14 protein-coding genes are annotated in these 16,466 nt (G+C 61.4%); 8 read left to right on the forward strand and 6 right to left on the reverse strand.

Translation table 11 applies throughout. The features are described from left to right. Positions 1-511 precede the first annotated feature (511 nt). The 4 genes from P3T24_RS19935 to P3T24_RS19950 all read left to right on the forward strand — a co-directional run bounded on the left by P3T24_RS19935 (position 512) and on the right by P3T24_RS19950 (position 4,672). Positions 512-1,786, forward strand: coding sequence for a NupC/NupG family nucleoside CNT transporter (locus P3T24_RS19935; RefSeq protein ID WP_429288086.1), 1,275 nt, complete (start codon positions 512-514; stop codon positions 1,784-1,786). A 54-nt stretch (positions 1,787-1,840) separates the two neighbouring features. Beyond that, positions 1,841-3,160 carry a thymidine phosphorylase gene (gene deoA / locus P3T24_RS19940; RefSeq protein WP_429437054.1) on the forward strand — a complete coding sequence of 440 codons (1,320 nt, stop codon included), beginning with the start codon at positions 1,841-1,843 and terminating at the stop codon, positions 3,158-3,160. 43 nt (positions 3,161-3,203) lie between these two features. Continuing rightward, positions 3,204-3,620 carry a cytidine deaminase gene (locus tag P3T24_RS19945; protein WP_429409114.1) on the forward strand — a complete coding sequence of 139 codons (417 nt, stop codon included), beginning with the start codon at positions 3,204-3,206 and terminating at the stop codon, positions 3,618-3,620. A 77-nt stretch (positions 3,621-3,697) separates the two neighbouring features. After that, the gene (locus tag P3T24_RS19950; RefSeq protein WP_429437057.1) at positions 3,698-4,672 is read left to right on the forward strand and encodes a nucleoside hydrolase; all 975 of its coding nucleotides are present in this window, start codon (positions 3,698-3,700) and stop codon (positions 4,670-4,672) included. A 74-nt stretch (positions 4,673-4,746) separates the two neighbouring features. Here P3T24_RS19950 and P3T24_RS19955 read toward each other — a convergent pair whose 3' ends face one another. Then, complete coding sequence (locus P3T24_RS19955) at positions 4,747-6,075, reverse strand: aspartate aminotransferase family protein (RefSeq protein ID WP_429437060.1); 1,329 nt, start codon at positions 6,073-6,075, stop codon at positions 4,747-4,749. A gap of 245 nt (positions 6,076-6,320) precedes the next feature. Here P3T24_RS19955 and P3T24_RS19960 point away from each other — a divergent pair, with 245 nt between their 5' ends. Continuing rightward, on the forward strand, positions 6,321-7,739 hold the full coding sequence (locus tag P3T24_RS19960) for a PLP-dependent aminotransferase family protein (RefSeq protein ID WP_429437063.1): 1,419 nt from the start codon (positions 6,321-6,323) through the stop codon (positions 7,737-7,739). A gap of 9 nt (positions 7,740-7,748) precedes the next feature. On the opposite strand, the gene P3T24_RS19965 is transcribed toward P3T24_RS19960, so the two are convergent. From P3T24_RS19965 to P3T24_RS19975, 3 genes are all read right to left on the reverse strand, one after another. Further along, positions 7,749-8,363, reverse strand: coding sequence for a LysE family translocator (locus P3T24_RS19965; protein WP_429437065.1), 615 nt, complete (start codon positions 8,361-8,363; stop codon positions 7,749-7,751). Between the two features lie 113 nt (positions 8,364-8,476). Beyond that, complete coding sequence (locus P3T24_RS19970) at positions 8,477-9,463, reverse strand: porin (RefSeq protein WP_429437557.1); 987 nt, start codon at positions 9,461-9,463, stop codon at positions 8,477-8,479. Between the two features lie 38 nt (positions 9,464-9,501). Next, a complete protein-coding gene (locus P3T24_RS19975) occupies positions 9,502-11,946 on the reverse strand; it encodes a glucose/quinate/shikimate family membrane-bound PQQ-dependent dehydrogenase (protein WP_429437068.1) in 2,445 nt (814 codons plus the stop codon). A 226-nt stretch (positions 11,947-12,172) separates the two neighbouring features. On the opposite strand from P3T24_RS19975, the gene P3T24_RS19980 reads away from it, so the two are divergent. Then, positions 12,173-12,961 (forward strand): phytanoyl-CoA dioxygenase family protein, encoded by a 789-nt coding sequence (locus tag P3T24_RS19980; protein ID WP_429437071.1) that lies wholly within the window; start codon positions 12,173-12,175, stop codon positions 12,959-12,961. Between the two features lie 81 nt (positions 12,962-13,042). On the opposite strand, the gene P3T24_RS19985 is transcribed toward P3T24_RS19980, so the two are convergent. Next, positions 13,043-13,921 (reverse strand): LysR family transcriptional regulator, encoded by an 879-nt coding sequence (locus P3T24_RS19985; protein WP_429437074.1) that lies wholly within the window; start codon positions 13,919-13,921, stop codon positions 13,043-13,045. Between the two features lie 318 nt (positions 13,922-14,239). Here P3T24_RS19985 and P3T24_RS19990 point away from each other — a divergent pair, with 318 nt between their 5' ends. Further along, a complete protein-coding gene (locus P3T24_RS19990; RefSeq protein ID WP_074267682.1) occupies positions 14,240-15,022 on the forward strand; it encodes an alpha/beta hydrolase in 783 nt (260 codons plus the stop codon). Between the two features lie 8 nt (positions 15,023-15,030). Here P3T24_RS19990 and P3T24_RS19995 read toward each other — a convergent pair whose 3' ends face one another. Then, positions 15,031-15,936 carry a DMT family transporter gene (locus P3T24_RS19995; protein ID WP_083611642.1) on the reverse strand — a complete coding sequence of 302 codons (906 nt, stop codon included), beginning with the start codon at positions 15,934-15,936 and terminating at the stop codon, positions 15,031-15,033. A 291-nt stretch (positions 15,937-16,227) separates the two neighbouring features. Between P3T24_RS19995 and P3T24_RS20000 the strand changes: the two genes are divergently transcribed. Continuing rightward, the gene (locus tag P3T24_RS20000) at positions 16,228-16,452 is read left to right on the forward strand and encodes a hypothetical protein (RefSeq protein ID WP_429437077.1); all 225 of its coding nucleotides are present in this window, start codon (positions 16,228-16,230) and stop codon (positions 16,450-16,452) included. The last annotated feature ends 14 nt before the right edge of the window (positions 16,453-16,466 follow it).

A 16,466-nucleotide genomic window follows, 5' to 3' on the forward strand; every position in this document is an offset into this window, starting at 1 on the left:
AGGGCGGCGGTACCACGCCGCCGCCTGATCTCGCCTTCCGTGCAATGCGGATGGGCGAATGTAATAAATGCAGAACCCTTACCCCACGTAAGTCCGGGTAATTTCGCGCTCCGGTCGGGCCGCTTGCATGACGCGCGGCCAGGCGATCAAAATCCTGCGTCCTCACAAAACCCTTGTACTTTATTTTTTTGTTCATCTATAACCTGACCGACAGGACAGGATTGAAGCTCGAAAAGACCAACGATGCGCGATGCATCGATGCGGCTTCCCCTTAACGACGCGACGTAGAGGTTCATCGCGCTGCAGCATGTCGACGTGAATGGACCGTTCGCCGGCCGAGGGTGGACGTACGTGTCTTTGCGCTGCACTATACGGTGCACGCTTCGGCGACGCACTGGATAAGATCGACAAAAGAGACGACAGGAGGAAGATAGGTATGCGAAGGAAAATTTAATCCGCTTTGTGACCATCCGCTCATCGTCAATTCTAATTTCCAAACAGCGAGCACAACGTGGATATCTTACGCAGTCTGTGTGGCATTGTTTTTCTGTTGCTGATCGCTTATGTGTTGTCGACCAATCGAAGTGGTATCCGTTTGCGCACGCTGATTCCCGCGCTCCTCGCGCAGGTGTCGATCGGTGCGCTAGTGCTGTTCGTACCGCTTGGCAGTGCAGCGCTGGCGGCCGCCGCGCGTGGTGTCAACAATGTGCTGCAGATGGGCGACCGCGGCGTGTCGTTCATGTTCGGCGGCCTCGTCGACGCAAAGATGTTCCAGCTCTTCGGCGGTGGCGGCTTCGTTTTCGCGCTGCGTGTGCTTCCCATGATCATCTTCGTCACCGCGCTGATTGCGGTGCTGTACCACATCGGCGTGATGAAGTGGATTATCAACGGCCTCGGTGTCGTGTTCGAGAAGCTGCTGGCTGTGACCCGAGTCGAGGCATGTTCCGCGGTAGCTACGATCTTCCTCGGCCAGAGCGAGATGCCGGCTTTCGTCAAGCCGTTCGTCCGCGAGATGACGGGCGCGGAGTTGTTCGCGGTCATGTCGAGCGGAATGGCTTCGGTGGCGGGTTCGGTGCTGGCCGGCTATGCGGGCCTCGGCGTCAATCTGGAGTATCTGCTGGCCGCGTCGTTCATGGCCATACCGGGCGGCCTGCTGTTCGCCAAGCTGATCTTCCCGACCACGGAGCCAAGCCGGGTGGTGCTGGAAGGGCTGCATTTCGACGAAAGGAAATCGGCCAACGTGATCGAGGCGGCGGCAGCGGGCGCCTCGATTGGCCTGAGAATCGCCATCAACGTCGGCGCCATGCTGATTGCGTTTATTGGCCTGATCGCGTTGCTGAATTCGACCGTCAGCGGAATCGCGGGTCTGTTCGGCCATCCGCAGATCACGCTGCAAAGCATCCTCGGCTGGGTGTTTGCACCGCTCGCGTGGTTAATCGGCGTACCGTGGCACGACGCACCGCTCGCCGGCAACTTTATCGGTGAGAAGCTGATCCTCAACGAGTTCGTCGCATACGTCGATCTGTCGCCGTACCTGAAGGGCGCCCAGTCGGTCGCGGCGGCCGGCTTGCAGGTGCTGGATCCGAAGACGCTTGCGATCGTGTCGTTTGCACTGTGTGGCTTTGCCAATTTTTCTTCGATCGCGATTCTCACGGGCGGTTTTAGTGCCGTTGCCGCGGAACGCCGTGCGGAAGTGGCGCGCTATGGATTGCGTGTCGTAGCGGCTGCTACGCTATCGAACCTGATGAGCGCCGCCATTGCAGGGATTTTCCTGTCGTTTCATTGAGTCTGTCCGTCACCGTAACGCCAGGGTCTCCTACCTTTTCTTAAGCTGATCATTATGTCGTTGACGCAGGAAATCATTCGCAAGAAACGCGACCGGCAGCCGCTGAGCCGTGATGAGATCGGCGAATTCGTACGGGGTGTGGTCGACGGCAGCGTCGCGAACGAGCAGGTCGCCGCGTTCGCGATGGCGGTGTATTTCAACGACATGGGCGTGGACGAACGCGTTGCGCTGACGCTGGAGCAACGCGATTCGGGCCAGGTGCTGTCGTGGGATGCGTTCGATCTGCCGGGTCCGTTGATCGACAAGCATTCGACGGGCGGCGTCGGCGACCTGACTTCGCTGTTGCTCGGCCCGATGGTGGCCGCCTGCGCCGGTTTCGTGCCGATGATCTCCGGGCGCGGTCTCGGCCATACCGGCGGGACGCTCGACAAGCTCGCGGCCATTCCCGGCTATAACCTGGTTCCTGAGGCGAGGACGTTTCAGCGGATCGTGCGGGAAGTCGGCGTGGCGATCATCGGTCAGACGGCGCAGCTCGCGCCTGCCGACAAACGGATCTATGCGATCCGCGACGTAACGGCGACCGTCGAATCGATCGCGATGATTACGGCGTCCATCCTGTCGAAAAAGCTTGCGGCAGGGCTCGAAGGGCTGACGATGGACATCAAGGTCGGCTCCGGCGCTTTCATGCCGACCTACGAGCAATCACTGGAACTGGCGCGCAGCATCGTCGAGGTCGGCAACGGTGCAGGCATGAAGACGACCGCCGTGCTCACCGATATGAACCAGCCGCTGGCCCCCTGCGCAGGCAACGCGCTGGAAGTGCGCTGTGCGATCGATTATCTGACCGGGCATCGTCGTCCTGCGCGCTTGCATGAGGTCACGCTGGCCTTGGCCGCGCAGATGCTCGTACTGGGTGGCCTCGCCAGCGATACCGCGCAAGCCTGTGCAAAGTTGAACGCGGTGCTCGATTCCGGCGCCGCGGCGGAGCGCTTCGCGCGGATGGTGCGAGCGTTGGGCGGACCCGCTGATCTTATCGGTACGCCCGAGCGTCATCTGGGGCAGGCGGCGGTGATCGTGCCGGTTACTGCACCGCGTGCAGGGTATGTGAGACACATCGATTGCCGCGCGCTGGGACTGGCGGTAGTCGGGCTCGGTGGAGGCCGGCGCCGCCCTGATGATGCGATCAACTACCAGGTCGGTTTGACAGACGTCGTTGAACTCGGACAATACGTCGAAGCGGGAGCGCCGTTGGCACTTGTTCATGCCAGCGATCTTCCTGCCGCCGAACAGGCGGCCCGTGACATCCTGACAGCGTGCACGCTCGCCGAGACCGCTTCGCCCGTTCCGGCCACCGTGTACGAACTGATCAGCTGAGTAACCGAACAACGCGGATTCCTGACCCCGATGCGGAGGAGTAGTGACACACGAACATTTGATTGACGAAGCCCGCAAAGCCCGCGAGCTTGCGTATGCGCCTTACTCGCGCTTCCTGGTTGGCGCTGCGCTTGAGACAAACGACGGCAAGATTTTCCACGGCTGCAATGTCGAGAACGCTTCGTATGGCCTGTGCAATTGCGCGGAACGTACGGCGTTTTTTAGCGCGGTGGCAGCAGGTTATCGTCCGGGGCAGTTCAAAAGCCTAGCTGTGATTGGACAAACCGACGGCCCGATTGCACCCTGTGGCGCTTGCCGTCAGGTGATGATCGAACTGGGCTCGCCCAAACTCGAAGTCGTACTGAGCAATCTGGATGGCAAGGTCGAAGTGACCAGCGCCGCCGCATTATTACCAGGCGCGTTCTACCTCGAACCGGACGGCGGCGCGTCTGCGGCTTAGCGTCAGGCATGGCAACGTGCGTTTCACATGCACGCTAAAGCGGTCCCATACGCAATCAACATGAGTGCCCAACCATCATGCACAAGGTAATTTTCGACACCGATCCCGGTGTCGATGACTCGATGGCGCTGGTGTTCCAGACGTGTCATCCGCAGATCGAGTTAATCGGCGTGACGTCCGTGTTCGGCAACGCGACGATCGAAACCACGACCCGCAATGCCGTGTATCTGGTCGAACGCTTCGCTGACCCGGGCGTCGTCGTGGCGCGCGGCGCAGCAAAGCCGCTGCGCAAGGCCGCACCCGAGCCGATTCCGCATATCCACGGGGAAAACGGCCTCGGCGATATCGAACTCCCCGATATGCCCGACGAGGGCCGTGCCCGCCTCGACGCACGCCCGGCGCATCGTTTCATCATCGACGAAATCCGCAAGCATCCGCACGAGATCAACCTGATCGCGGTAGGGCCGCTCACCAATCTCGCGCTCGCGCTGCAGGAGGACCCGGAGATCCAGCACCTGGTTAAACAGGTGATCATCATGGGCGGCGCGTTCGGCATCAACGGCGTGTTAGGCAATGTGAGGCCGTGTGCCGAAGCGAATATTTCTGCCGACCCGGACGCAGCCGATCAGGTCTTCACCGCTGCGTGGAAAGTCACGGCGGCAGGGTTAGACGTGACGCAAAAGGCCATCATGAACACGGCTTATCTCGAGCGCATCCGTCAGCACGGCGGCGAGGTGGGGCGGTTTATCTGGGACGTGTCGCGCTCATATGAGCAGTTTCACGTCGACAGTTCGGGCGTGCAGGGCATCTACGTGCACGATTCGTCCGCGGTTGCCTATCTGGTGGCGCCTGAGCTTTATCAGATCCGGCGTGGCGCGGTGCGCGTGGTGGTGGAAGGTCTCGCGATTGGGCAAACCATTCAGAAGCCGGAGACGATGGGCGTGCCGGCGCCCGACTGGGATGACGTGGCGAAGCAGGATGTGTGTGTCGACGTCGACGTAGAGGGCTTTCTGCAGCTCTACTTCGAGACGATCGTCGGCAGGGCTGGCTAAACAGATCGGGCAGCGGCGCCTGACGGCACGTAGCCGCGGGCGCTGCCCGATACCTCAAAGTGTTGCCGCAGTTCTTACTGCACCGTGGCGAGCACGTCACGCACGGTCTTGAAGATGTGCTGGATCTGCTCTTCGCTGATGATCAGCGGCGGCGAGAACGCCAGAATATCGCCCGTGAAGCGGATCAGCACGCCGGCCTCGAAGCATTTGACGAAAGCCTCATAGGCGCGTGCGCCTGGTGCGCCGTCGCGCGGTTCGAGTTCGATCCCGGCGATCATGCCGAGATTGCGAATGTCCTTCACATGCTTCGCATCGCGCAGCGCGTGCGCAGCGGCTTCGAACGCGGGCGCCAGCGAAGCAGCACGTTCGAACAGGCCGTCGCGGCGGTACAGGTCGAGCGTCGCCACGGCCGCCGCAGCCGCAACCGGGTGCGCCGAATACGTATAGCCGTGGAACAGCTCGATCGCACCTTGTGCGCCGGCATTGACGACCGTGTCGTGGATGTTTCGGCTGGCGGCCACCGCGCCCATCGGAATCGAGGCGTTATTAATGGCCTTGGCCATCGTCAGCAGGTCCGGCGTGACGCCGAAGTATTCGCTGGCCGTCGCTTTGCCCAGACGCCCAAAGCCGGTAATGACCTCGTCGAAAATCAGCAGGATGCCGTGCTTCGTGCAGATATCGCGCAGCTTCTGCAGATAGCCTTGCGGCGGAATCAGCACGCCCGTCGAGCCGGCCACCGGTTCGACGATCACCGCGGCAATCGTCGACGCGTCGTGCAGCGTGACGATGCGCTCGAGTTCGTCGGCCAGATGCGCGCCCCAGGCGGGCTGCCCCTTTGTGAATGCGTTGTGTTCGAGGTTGTGCGTATGCGGCAGATGATCGACCGCCGGTAGCAGCGCGCCAGAGAACGTCTTGCGGTTCGGTGCAATGCCTCCGACCGAAATGCCGCCGAAGCCCACGCCGTGATAACCGCGTTCACGGCCGATCAGGCGCGTGCGCTGACCTTCGCCGCGCGCACGGTGATACGCCAGCGCGATCTTCAGCGCCGTATCCACCGATTCGGAACCCGAGTTGGTGAAGAAAATCCGGTCGAGGCCGGCCGGCATCAGTTCGGCGACTTTCGTTGCCGCTTCGAACGCGAGCGGGTGCCCCATCTGGAAGGTCGGCGCGAAATCGAGCGTGGAAAGCTGCTGGGTGATTGCAGCGACGATCTCATCGCGGCCATGGCCGGCGTTCACACACCAGAGTCCGGCACAGCCGTCGAGCACCTCGCGGCCGTCCGTCGTGCGGTAGTACATGCCCTTGGCCGATTCCAGCAGGCGCGGCGAGGCCTTGAACTGGCGGTTGGCGGTAAAAGGCATCCAGAAAGACGACAGATCGTCGATGACGGGGCGCGAAGTCATGGTGTTTTCCTCGAAGTGGTCCCCCGAGGAGATTTCCTTCGGGGCGTTGCCGTTGCGAAACTGTAGCGTCCGCGGTTAAATGGAGGACATAAACAGTTGATGCACTGCGCTGCTAACTGTGTAGGTCAAGTTGCTGAAACTGTGCTGGTTGCTTGGGCGTCCTTTGGGCGTCCTGCAACTCGCCTCACTTGTCCATATTGCACTCCTTTTGCCGTGACTCCGCTCGCAACCTTGCTTTCGCCCCAATGATCGAACTCCAACTGGAACGCGACCGCCGCGCCGCGCCCACCCTCGTCGAGCAACTGGTGCAAGGGTTTGCGAGCGCCATAGAAGGACAGTCGTTGCGGGCCGGCGCGTTGCTGCCGTCGGTGCGGCGCCTGGCGGCCAGCCACGAGCTGAGCACCTTTACCGTGACGGAGGCCTACAACCGTCTTGTTTCGATGGGTCTGGTGGTCGCGCGCCGGGGTTCGGGCTACCGGGTGGCGTCGCGCGCGCAGGCCGCGCGCGTGAGCGCGACCGACTGGCAACCGCCCAGCCTCACCGCGACGTGGCTGCTGTCCGACGTGTTCGCCGACCATTCGGTGCCGATCAAGGCAGGCGGCGGGTGGCTGCCGAACGAATGGATCAACGAAAGCGGCCTGCAGCAGGCGCTACGCTCGATGAGCCGGGTGCCGGGGCCACGCATGGGCGATTATGGTCATCCGTACGGCTTTGCGCCGCTGCGCGAGCGCATCGCCGGGCAACTCGATCGCCACGGCTTGCCGGTCGAGGTTTCGAATGTGCTGCTGACGCAAGGTGCGACCCAGGGACTGGATCTGATCGTGCGGACCTTGCTGCGCGCGGGCGATGTGGTGATCGTCGAAGATCCCGGCTACTGCAACCTGCTGCAGATTCTCAAGCTGGCGGGGCTGGTCGTGTACGGCGTGCCGCGCACGCCGGCGGGTGTCGATACGGATGTCCTCGAAACCCTGGTGGCCGCGCATCGGCCCAAGGCGATTTTCGTCAACACGACGCTGCAGAATCCAACCGGCGCGACCTTCGGGATGGCCGCGGCGTTCCGTCTGCTGCAGATTGCGGAACGCGCGCGCATGTGGGTGATCGAGGATGACGTGAGCCGCGAGCTCGCACCGCCGGGCGCGCCGCTGTTTGCCGCGATGGAGGGTTTGCAGCGGGTGCTGTATGTGGGTGGATTCTCGAAGACGGTGACGCCTGGGTTGCGCTGCGGCTATGTGGTGGCCGAGCGCGATGTGCTGCGCGAACTGGCACGCACCAAGATGGCGGTGGGGCTGACGTCGTCGGAAACGATCGAGCGGATCGTCGACAAGGTGCTGCTCGAAGGACGCTACGCGCGTCACGTGGAGGACGTCAACGAACGGCTCAAGGCCGCCCATGCGGTGGTGGAAGAGCGGCTCGATGCGCTGGGGTTGGAGGTGTTTCACCGGCCGCGTGCAGGACTCTTTCTGTGGGCGCGTTTGCCGGTTGAACCGGAGCGTGCAGGAGAGGTGGCGACGGCCGCGCTCGCTCATGGCATCTGGCTCGCGCCGGGCTCGTATTTCCGGCCGGATGATGCGGCGAGCGCGTGGTTCCGCTTCAACGCGCCGTATTCGACCGAGGACGCGTTGTGGCGGTTTATCGAGCGCAAGGGTAAAGGGAAGCTCGATTAACCCGGTCGATTAACCCAGTAAGCGCGCCGCGATCGGATACAGCGTCAGCACGAGCGACAAGGCCATCGCTATGTTGAAGATGCGCAGCCGTTTCGGGTCCGTGAGCACTTGTCGCATGGCCGTACCGAACCCGGCCCACAGACAGATGCAGGGCAGACCGATGACGTAGAACACCACTGCCATCAGCATTACATTGCTGCCGAAGTTTTCGCTCACGTGAATCGTCGTGACGGCAGTCAGCACCATCATCCATGCCTTCGGATTGACCCATTGAAACGCAATGGCCTCGTGAAATTTCATCGGGCGGCGCTCCCCGTTGCGCAGTTTCACCTCGCCCGACGTACCGATTTTCCACGCGAGATACAGCAGATAGGCGACGCTGGCGATTTCCAGCACCGAGTACAGCGCCGGGAAACGGTGGAATGCTTCGCCGAGCCCGAAACCGACGCACAGCATCAGCAATACGACCCCGGCGCTAATGCCGAACACATGCGGGAGCGTGCGGCGAAAGCCGAAGTTGACCCCCGAGGTGAGCAGCATCGTGTTGTTAGGCCCCGGCGTGATGCTGGTGACCAGCGCGAACAGGATGCCGGCGGGCAACGCACTGAGGGATTCGAAAGACATGGGGGCGACTCCGGTGACGATACGCTTTTACGCAGTCTATCGGCCAGAGCCGGTACAGTAACGGTACAGATTCGATGATGGTATCCGGTACAGATTGTCCTTCGCCACGGGTTCTAGAACCGGTCGATCATCCCAAACTGGACACCGCGCACAGGCGCACCCGGATAAGCCGGCGCGAGCCCGGTCACGTCGACACCGCGCAGCGTGAACTCAGCGTCAGCACGATTGCGCAATATGCCGGCGCTCGCGTACAGCATCATCCTCGGCGAGAGGTCGTATTCGCATTCAGCGCTGAACTGGTCCGCGTTGTTGTCGCCACCCGACCGGTCTCGCATATAGGTGTAGCCCAGTGAGGCCCGCAGGCGCGTCGAGACCGCGTAGCGCGCCGACACCGACATGCCGTCGTCGTGATAACGCGGCGATCCGCCGTCGCCGTTGAAGAACGACACGAAAGCGGTCGTCTTGCCGATCACGTATGACACGCCGCCGAGATTCGCGCGCAGTCCCGTGTCCCCTGAGGTCTGCTGGTGAGCATACGAAATGTGGAATGGCCCGTTACGGTAATCGAAGGTCTCGTAGTTGCCGGATAGACCGTTGCCGTTGCCGCTTTGGGGCAGTGCGACCATCAAGGTCGTCGTAAAGCCGTGCAGATCGGGCGACAGATACGCGAGGCCGTTGTTCGTATACGGCGTGATCTTCGACAGGTTGTTCAGTCCGGATGCAATCGTGCCTGCGCCGAATGCGTCGAGTTGTCCTTTGAACGGAATGTAGATCGGCGAGTACTGGCGACCGAGCCGCACTTCGCCCCATGGCGCACCAACGCCGATCCACGCCTGGCGATTGAACAGGGTGCCTGCCGTCGCCAGTGCGCCGTTGCCCGCATTGAAACCGTTCTCGAGATCGAACAGGATGCGCGTATCCGAGCCGATCTGCTCTTCGCCGCGCAAGCCTATCCGCGATCCACGATATGCGCCCGAATCCACTCGTGGTGTCCACGAAGAGCCGGGGTTGGTGATTTCGATGCTGGTATCGATCAAACCATACAGCGTCACCGAACTTTGCGCGTAAGCGCACCGGGCGCCAGCGCCCAGTGCAAGCAGAACGGCAAGCGAGCAGACCGCGTGTTTACGCACGCGGATCAGTTCCCGTCAGGCAATGCGTAGGCGATGACATAGTCGCCCAGTTTCGTGCCGAACGAGCCATGTCCCCCAGCGGCAATCACTACGTACTGCTTGCCATTGATTTCATAGCTCATCGGCGTGGCCTGACCGCCTGCAGGCAAACGGGCCTGCCACAACTGCTCGCCCGTGTTGGTGCTGAAGGCGCGGATATAGTTGTCCGCGGTGGCGCCGATAAAGAACACATCGCCCGCAGTTGTCATTGGACCGCCGAGCATTGGCATTCCCATCTTGAACGGAAGAGGTAGTGGTGAGCTGTCGCGCACGGTGCCGATACGCTTCTTCCAGACGATCTGGTTGGTCTTCAGATCGATTGCCGAGACATAACCCCAGGCCGGCTGCTTGCACGGCAAACCGAGCGGCGACAGGAACGCGTTCAGCGTCACGCCGAACGGTACGCCGTACTGCGGCTGAATACCGGATTCGGTGCCGCTGCCGCCCGCATCGCTTGCGGCCGGCTCGATAGGATTGCCCGGACCACGCGGCATCAGCCTCGATACGAACGGCAGGGCAATCGGGTTGGCAATCGCGATCTGACGATCGGTGTCGACAGCCATGCCGCCCCACTCGAACATGCCGAGATTGCCCGGGAACACCAGGGTGCCGTTTACCGATGGTGGCGTGAACGTGCCGTCATAGGTCAGGCGGTGGAACATCACGCGGCACACCATCTGATCGAACATCGTTGCGCCCCACATGTCTGCGCCCGTCAATTTCCTGCTTGGCCGGAACGTCAGCTCGGAGAACGGCTGGGTCGGCGAGACGTGATCGCCAGGCGCGGCTCCTTGCGGGACAGGCTGTTCCGGAGCCGGGACGACCAGCGCGCCAGTGCGGCGATCCAGTACAAAGATGTTGCCTGTCTTTGCGGGTGCGTAAACCACCGGCACGACGTTGCCCGACTTGTCGGTGATGTCGGCCAGCGTGGGCTGAGCCGGCAGGTCCATGTCCCACAGATCGTGATGCACGGTCTGGTAGAACCAGGCGAGCTTTCCGGTCGAAGCGTGCAGCGCGAGCAGGCCGCTTGCATAGCGCTCCTCCTCGGGCGTACGGTTGCCGCCCCAGATATCCGGGGTGGTCACGCCCATCGGCAGGTAAACGATATCGAGTTTGGCGTCGTAGACCGCGGGCGCCCACGAATTCGGCGAATTCAACGAGTAATGTTGCCCTTCGCCGGGAATGACGTTCGGATCCTTGTTGCCCGGATCGAATGCCCAAAGCAGCTTGCCGGTATTGACATCGAAGCCGCGGATCACACCCGAAGGCTCGCGGGTCGAATAGTTATCTGTCACCGCACCCGCGATGACGATGACCTTGTCGGTCACGATAGGCGGAGAGGTGGGTTCATATTGACCGGGTGTGGTCACCGGCTGGCCATGCTGGAGATCGAGGTCGCCATGGTTGGCGAAATCCGGGCAGCGTTGACCCGTTTGCGCATCGAGCGCGTACAGGTGGCCGTCGTTGACCGGCAGAAGCACGCGGCGCGCGCAAACCGCTGGGGCGGCGCTCGAGGCCGTCGTTTGACCGTTGTTACCGGTATTGGCAGCGGTCGAGGCCGTTGTTTGACCGCTGTCATCGGTACTTGCCGCGGTCGAGTCGTAGTAAGAGACGCCACGACATGTCACGTGCTGGAAGCTCGGATCCGTTTTCAGGCCAGGGTCGAATTTCCACGCGAGCTTGCCCGTTGCAGCATCCAGCGCGAACAGGATCTGGTGTGGCGAACACAGGTAGAGCATGTTGCCCACCTTGATCGGTGTGACTTCGTTGGTCGTCTCGACCGGGTCGGTCGCACGCTTCGTGTCACCGGTCTGGAATGTCCATGCAACCTGCAGATTCTTCACGTTGTCGGCGGTAATCTGCTTGAGCGGCGAGTAGCGCGTGCCGTGCTGCGTGCGGCCGTAGGCAGGCCAATCGGCATCGGTGCCGCCCGCCGCCGGGGTTGCGGACGATGCTGCACTGGCGCTCAGGGTTCCGTTGATTTCCTGCGGATCGTTGAAGGACGCGTACACGAGCACAATGCCGCTGAGAATCAAGGTGGCGCCCAACGCCAGTGCCGCGGACTTCGCAGGGGCGTCGAGGGTGCGATAGACAAATGGCAGCAGCAGCCAGATGCCGAACACAACCAGCACATCGAGTCGTGGCGTCAAGGCCCAGAAGTCGAAGCCGGCTTCCCACACCGCCCATACGATGGTGCACAGCAGCAGCAGCGCATACAAGCCAAGCGCGCTCGCGTTCCGGCGGTAAAGCAGGGCGGCCGTCACCAGCATGACCAGGCCGGCGACGACATAGTAGGGCGACCCGCCGATCGAGATGAGCCACGCCCCGCCGATCAGCAGATACAAGCCGGCGAGGGCTGCGAACAGAACGCTGAGGAGATGCACTACGCCTGACGATGCCCGCTTCTGCATGATGTAGACCCCTTGGATTTCTAAAGGAACATGAGACCGCCGGAGAGCAACCCAAGCCAGACGCAAAAAAAGTGCCACCCTTGGGACGAGATCAATTTGTATCGGGTGTACGTCTGCCAGTAAGCAGTGTAAGCGGGAGTTCGTTCAAGGCGAAACCACTATTCACCAGGATTGATCTATCTGAGCCCGCTTGCTAGCCTTATGGAACTTACACGGGGACATTTTGATGCGTTACTCAAACGAGGAACACGTTGTGCTCGCGCGGACATTCGATCGCGATGGGATGGTGCTCCTGAAGCAGCACTTTCCAAAGAAAACGCTCTCGGGCTGGCGACAGGCCTTCGACGGCATCCTTGCCCATAGATTGCAGGAGAACGCAACGGCTGTGCGCGGAGCCAACCGGCACTACATCACGTTGCCGTTTGCGGGCGTGTTCGCGGATGAAAGCATATTCTGCGACCCTGACGTACTGGCTATTGTCGAACGCGTTGCAGGTGAAGACCCGGTCATGTGCCAACTCGCGACCGACACGCCACTACGCGGGTCGACGTATCAGGACGTTCATCGCGACACACCTGCCCTGTTCGACAACGAGCCGGAAACGCCGTCGTTTCAACTCGCTGTAAATTTTCCGCTTTGCGACGTCACCGCAGATAACGGCCCGTTCGAAACGACGCTCGGCACGCACCGAATGAACTCGGAAGACGCGATGCGGGCATATGTGGCGGGGGAGATTCCGTTGCATGCCATTCCGATGGAACTCGGCGACGTCATGATTCGCGACGTCAGAGCGTTGCATCGCGGTACGCCAAACAACACGGACGCCCCGCGTCCAATGGTCGTCATTGGATACAGTCGAAGCTGGTATTTCAGACCGGAAGTGCATATCGACGTTCCGCGCGACGTCTATCAACAACTTGGCCCGAAAGCAAAGCGATTGCTCCGGCACATGCCCCAGGTCGACGACGCCGGCGCCTTCCAGAGTGCCGAAAGTTACCTCAAATTCGCCTACTGACGTTCGTCACGCCGGCTTTACTTATGCTCCGCAGCCGCGTTGCTTCAACCCGAACCGGCGGAGTAGCGGCAAGCGCTCAACCTAGCGCGTATTTGCTCCGGCATACTTAATAAATTCGCGGACAGCATAGGAACGCTCATGTCGCCGAAAGGTAAGAGCTATCTCCGAGACAACAGGTTTGCCGCCAAGCGGTCGATAGACCACGCCCGGTAAGTTCAGGCAGTCGCACAATGTGCGGGGCACGACGGCCACAAAGCTTCCAAGCGAAACGCACGCGAGTACCGCAGCCAGTGGGCCGGGTCTCGGCCCCAGTTTTGGCTGGAAGCGTCCACGTCTGCCCACCTCGAATGTGCCGAACTCCTGCTCTGGAAGCGCGAAGCACGCCTCACGCAGTTGCGACGGATTGATGACCGCAAGATCTGCAAGCGGTGAGTCGTCCGGAAGGGCCAGCACGAACTCGTCCTGATAGACGCTGACAGCCCGTATTTCCTCCGGAAAGTCCAACGGCGGCCGTATGTACGCAACGTCGAGCCGGCCGTCGGCAAGCATCCCCGGAATCTGGGTCATCGGTGCTTCGATGAGCACGACATCCACTTTGGGACGGTGCTTCCGGAAGCCTCTTATGGTCTTCTGCATGATCCCCGCAAAGGCCGCCGAGGCTATGAAGCCAATCTGGATGCGACCTAGTTCGCCTCGTTCCGCCAGTTCAGCGAGTTCCTGACCGCGCTGAAGCGAGGCGAGGGCGGCTGTCGCTTCGGGCAAATACGCTTCGCCCGCCGCTGTCAATGCAACAGAGCGCTTGGTCCGGTGGAACAGACGGACCTGGAGCAGCCGCTCCGTCTCCTGGATCTGCTTGGTAAGGGACGGGGGCGCGATGCCGAGCTCTTCGGCTGCGCGAGCGAAATGGAGGTGTCTCGCGACCGCGATGAAGCAGCGAATGTGGCGTAACTCGAGTTTCACAGTGTTAATCCTTTTGTGAACATGATCGTGTCATTCGCTTGTCAGCTGGAAAGAGGCGAGTGGCTGACATTTTCGCATGGCAACTTGCGCAACAGTCAGCGCAGTCAGCGCCGACGCCGCTAAAAATTTTTGCGCTGAGCGGAATGTTTGCGCCAGCGCTGTGTTTGCTCCTAAGTACACCAGAGTGCAGCGTTCGTTCGGCGGCCGTCAGGAATCGGCCAAATGATGACTGCCTGGGTATGGTTCGTCTATGGCGTCACCACAACGAGGTGAACGAAATCCGCGAATCTCGTCCTACACATGCTTGGGAGAAGTTTCATGAAGTTGAGTTCGTTTGTTCTCGCGGGTCTGACCTGCGCCACGCTGGTGAGCGCCACGACGTCATTCGCGCAGGACAGCGCTGCGGCCCCGTCCGCACCGATCAGGAATGTCGTGCTGGTTCACGGTCTGTTCGCAGATGGTTCGAGCTGGCAGAAAGTGATTCCGCTGCTGCAGGCGAAGGGCCTGCACGTGACGGCGGTGCAGAATCCGACCACCTCGCTCGACGCGGATGTCGATGCGGTCAAGCGAGCGCTTGCGCAACAGGACGGTCCGACTTTGCTGGTCGCGCACTCATACGGTGGGATGGTGATCAGCCAGGCCGGCGACGATCCGAAGGTGGCGGGCCTCGTGTACATCGCCGCGCGTGCGCCGGACGCTGGGGAGGACTATCCGGCGCTGACGAAGAAATTCCCGGCCGCACCGGCGTCGGCGGGGTTGCAGTGGTCGGCGGATGGTTACGGCAAGCTGTCTGAGCAGGCCTTTGTGCACGACTTTGCGGGCGATCTGCCTACCGTTGAAGCTGAGACGTACTACGCGGTTCAGCAGCCGATTGGCAAGGCAATCACGATGGCGAAGACGACGGTCGCCGCGTGGCACGACAAACCCACCTGGTATGCGGTGTCGACTGAAGACCGGACGATCAACCCCGATCTGGAGCGCTTCATGGCGAACCGGATGCATGCGCATACGATCGAGCTCGATTCGAGCCACGTGTCGCTGCTGTCGCATCCGACTGAAGTGGCGAACCTGATCCTCGAAGCGGCGGGTCAGCAGAAGTGAGGTTGTAGTCAGCCCCGTCCGCGCCACGCAACGAAGGCAACACCAGCAATCGCCATCAGTCCACCGGCGATGGTCGTCAGCGCGGGGTGCTCGCCAGTCAAAAAGATCGATAGCGCGATCGCGATCGCGGGTACCAGATACAGGAAATTGGACGCCCGCGCCGCACCGAAGTGGCCCAGGGCAATCGTCCACGTCGCGTAACCGAGCGCGGCCGGGAAGACGCCGAGCACGAGCACAGCACCCAAGGTTCCTGCCGATGCCGAAGGTGCCGCAAGTGCGCTCATGGCGCCCGGCAACCACGGAGATAGCAGCAATGCACCGGCGAGCAGCGTATAAGCAGTGCTTGCGAGCGGCCCATAGATCGGAATCAGGCGTCGCTGCAACACGAAATATGCTGAGGATGCCAAAGCAGCGAGCAGGATCAGTGTTGCGCCGCTGCCGGGTGCGAGGCCGCCGGGTTGTCCACATGCAATCAGACCGATGCCTGCAAAGCTGAACACCGAGCCGAGCCAACCCCATCGATTGAGTTTTTCGCGCAGGAAAACCGTCGCCAGAATGGCGGTGAAGATAGGCGAGGTACTCATGATGAAGGCCGCTGCGCCTGGCGCAACGGTCAGTTCGGCGGTGTTCAGAAGCGCGTTATAGCTTGCGATGCCGAGGAAGCCGGACAGGACAAAGAGCAGTGAATCGCGCAGCGACGGTCGCTTCGGGCGCGCGTAAATCAACCATCCCACGACCAGCACCGCTGCTGTCGCGAAGCGCGCGGCCGCGAGTTGCATCGGCGTGAGCCCTTGCAGACCAAGCCGGATGAAAGGAAAGGCCGCGGCCCACGACAGGATTGTGAAAGCTACGGCGGCAGCCGCCCGAATCGAATTCGGCGTGCTCGGCATGCTCAGTGAAGCGGACGTATTCATGGCGGTTCCCGGTAATGGAATTCGGCTGAAATCCCTTACCCAAATTGTCCGCGACGGCGTCGCGCGTGATAAGTGAGGCTGGCGGCGATAGAGAATCCGGGATTACCGGACAATGACGAAGTCCGCACGCCGTAACTTCTGGTAACAGGGCGCCGCCCGATGATGTGTTTTCGTCATTGAAACGACGCAGTAAACGTCGCATGCTGGCGATGTTGTTAAATGGCGCGCGCGCATGGGTCCCTTTCTTGCGCGGCCGTACATCAAAACATCGACCTATATACGGGGAACATCATGTCCATTTCCAGCGTTGCCTCCTCTGTCAGCTCCGCGCAAAGCATCAGCAGCAAGCCAGCTGCACAGCAGACATCTGAACCGAAGCGCACACATGGCGGCGGCCACCACGGCCATAAGGTCGCGACGGACGCAGGGTTGAGCACGTCGTCCACGAGTAGCGGATCGTCGACCTCGACCGCCGTGAACAGCATCCTGGGCGGCAACATCAATACGACTGCCTGATAGCACCCAGGCCG

It is taken from the genome of Paraburkholderia sp. GAS33 (assembly GCF_050436645.1).
Taxonomy (GTDB): domain Bacteria; phylum Pseudomonadota; class Gammaproteobacteria; order Burkholderiales; family Burkholderiaceae; genus Paraburkholderia; species Paraburkholderia phenazinium_B.

What these genes read in the sequence shown, in the direction of transcription:
- deoA (WP_429437054.1), top strand. Translation starts at nt 1,841, where the DNA reads ATGTCGTTGACGCAGGAAATCATTCGCAAGAAACGCGACCGGCAGCCG.
- P3T24_RS19990 (WP_074267682.1), top strand. Translation starts at nt 14,240, where the DNA reads ATGAAGTTGAGTTCGTTTGTTCTCGCGGGTCTGACCTGCGCCACGCTG.
- P3T24_RS20000 (WP_429437077.1), top strand. Translation starts at nt 16,228, where the DNA reads ATGTCCATTTCCAGCGTTGCCTCCTCTGTCAGCTCCGCGCAAAGCATC.
- P3T24_RS19955 (WP_429437060.1), bottom strand. Translation starts at nt 6,075, where the DNA reads ATGACTTCGCGCCCCGTCATCGACGATCTGTCGTCTTTCTGGATGCCT.
- P3T24_RS19965 (WP_429437065.1), bottom strand. Translation starts at nt 8,363, where the DNA reads ATGTCTTTCGAATCCCTCAGTGCGTTGCCCGCCGGCATCCTGTTCGCG.
- P3T24_RS19950 (WP_429437057.1), top strand. Translation starts at nt 3,698, where the DNA reads ATGCACAAGGTAATTTTCGACACCGATCCCGGTGTCGATGACTCGATG.
- P3T24_RS19975 (WP_429437068.1), bottom strand. Translation starts at nt 11,946, where the DNA reads ATGCAGAAGCGGGCATCGTCAGGCGTAGTGCATCTCCTCAGCGTTCTG.
- P3T24_RS19980 (WP_429437071.1), top strand. Translation starts at nt 12,173, where the DNA reads ATGCGTTACTCAAACGAGGAACACGTTGTGCTCGCGCGGACATTCGAT.
- P3T24_RS19960 (WP_429437063.1), top strand. Translation starts at nt 6,321, where the DNA reads ATGATCGAACTCCAACTGGAACGCGACCGCCGCGCCGCGCCCACCCTC.
- P3T24_RS19995 (WP_083611642.1), bottom strand. Translation starts at nt 15,936, where the DNA reads ATGAATACGTCCGCTTCACTGAGCATGCCGAGCACGCCGAATTCGATT.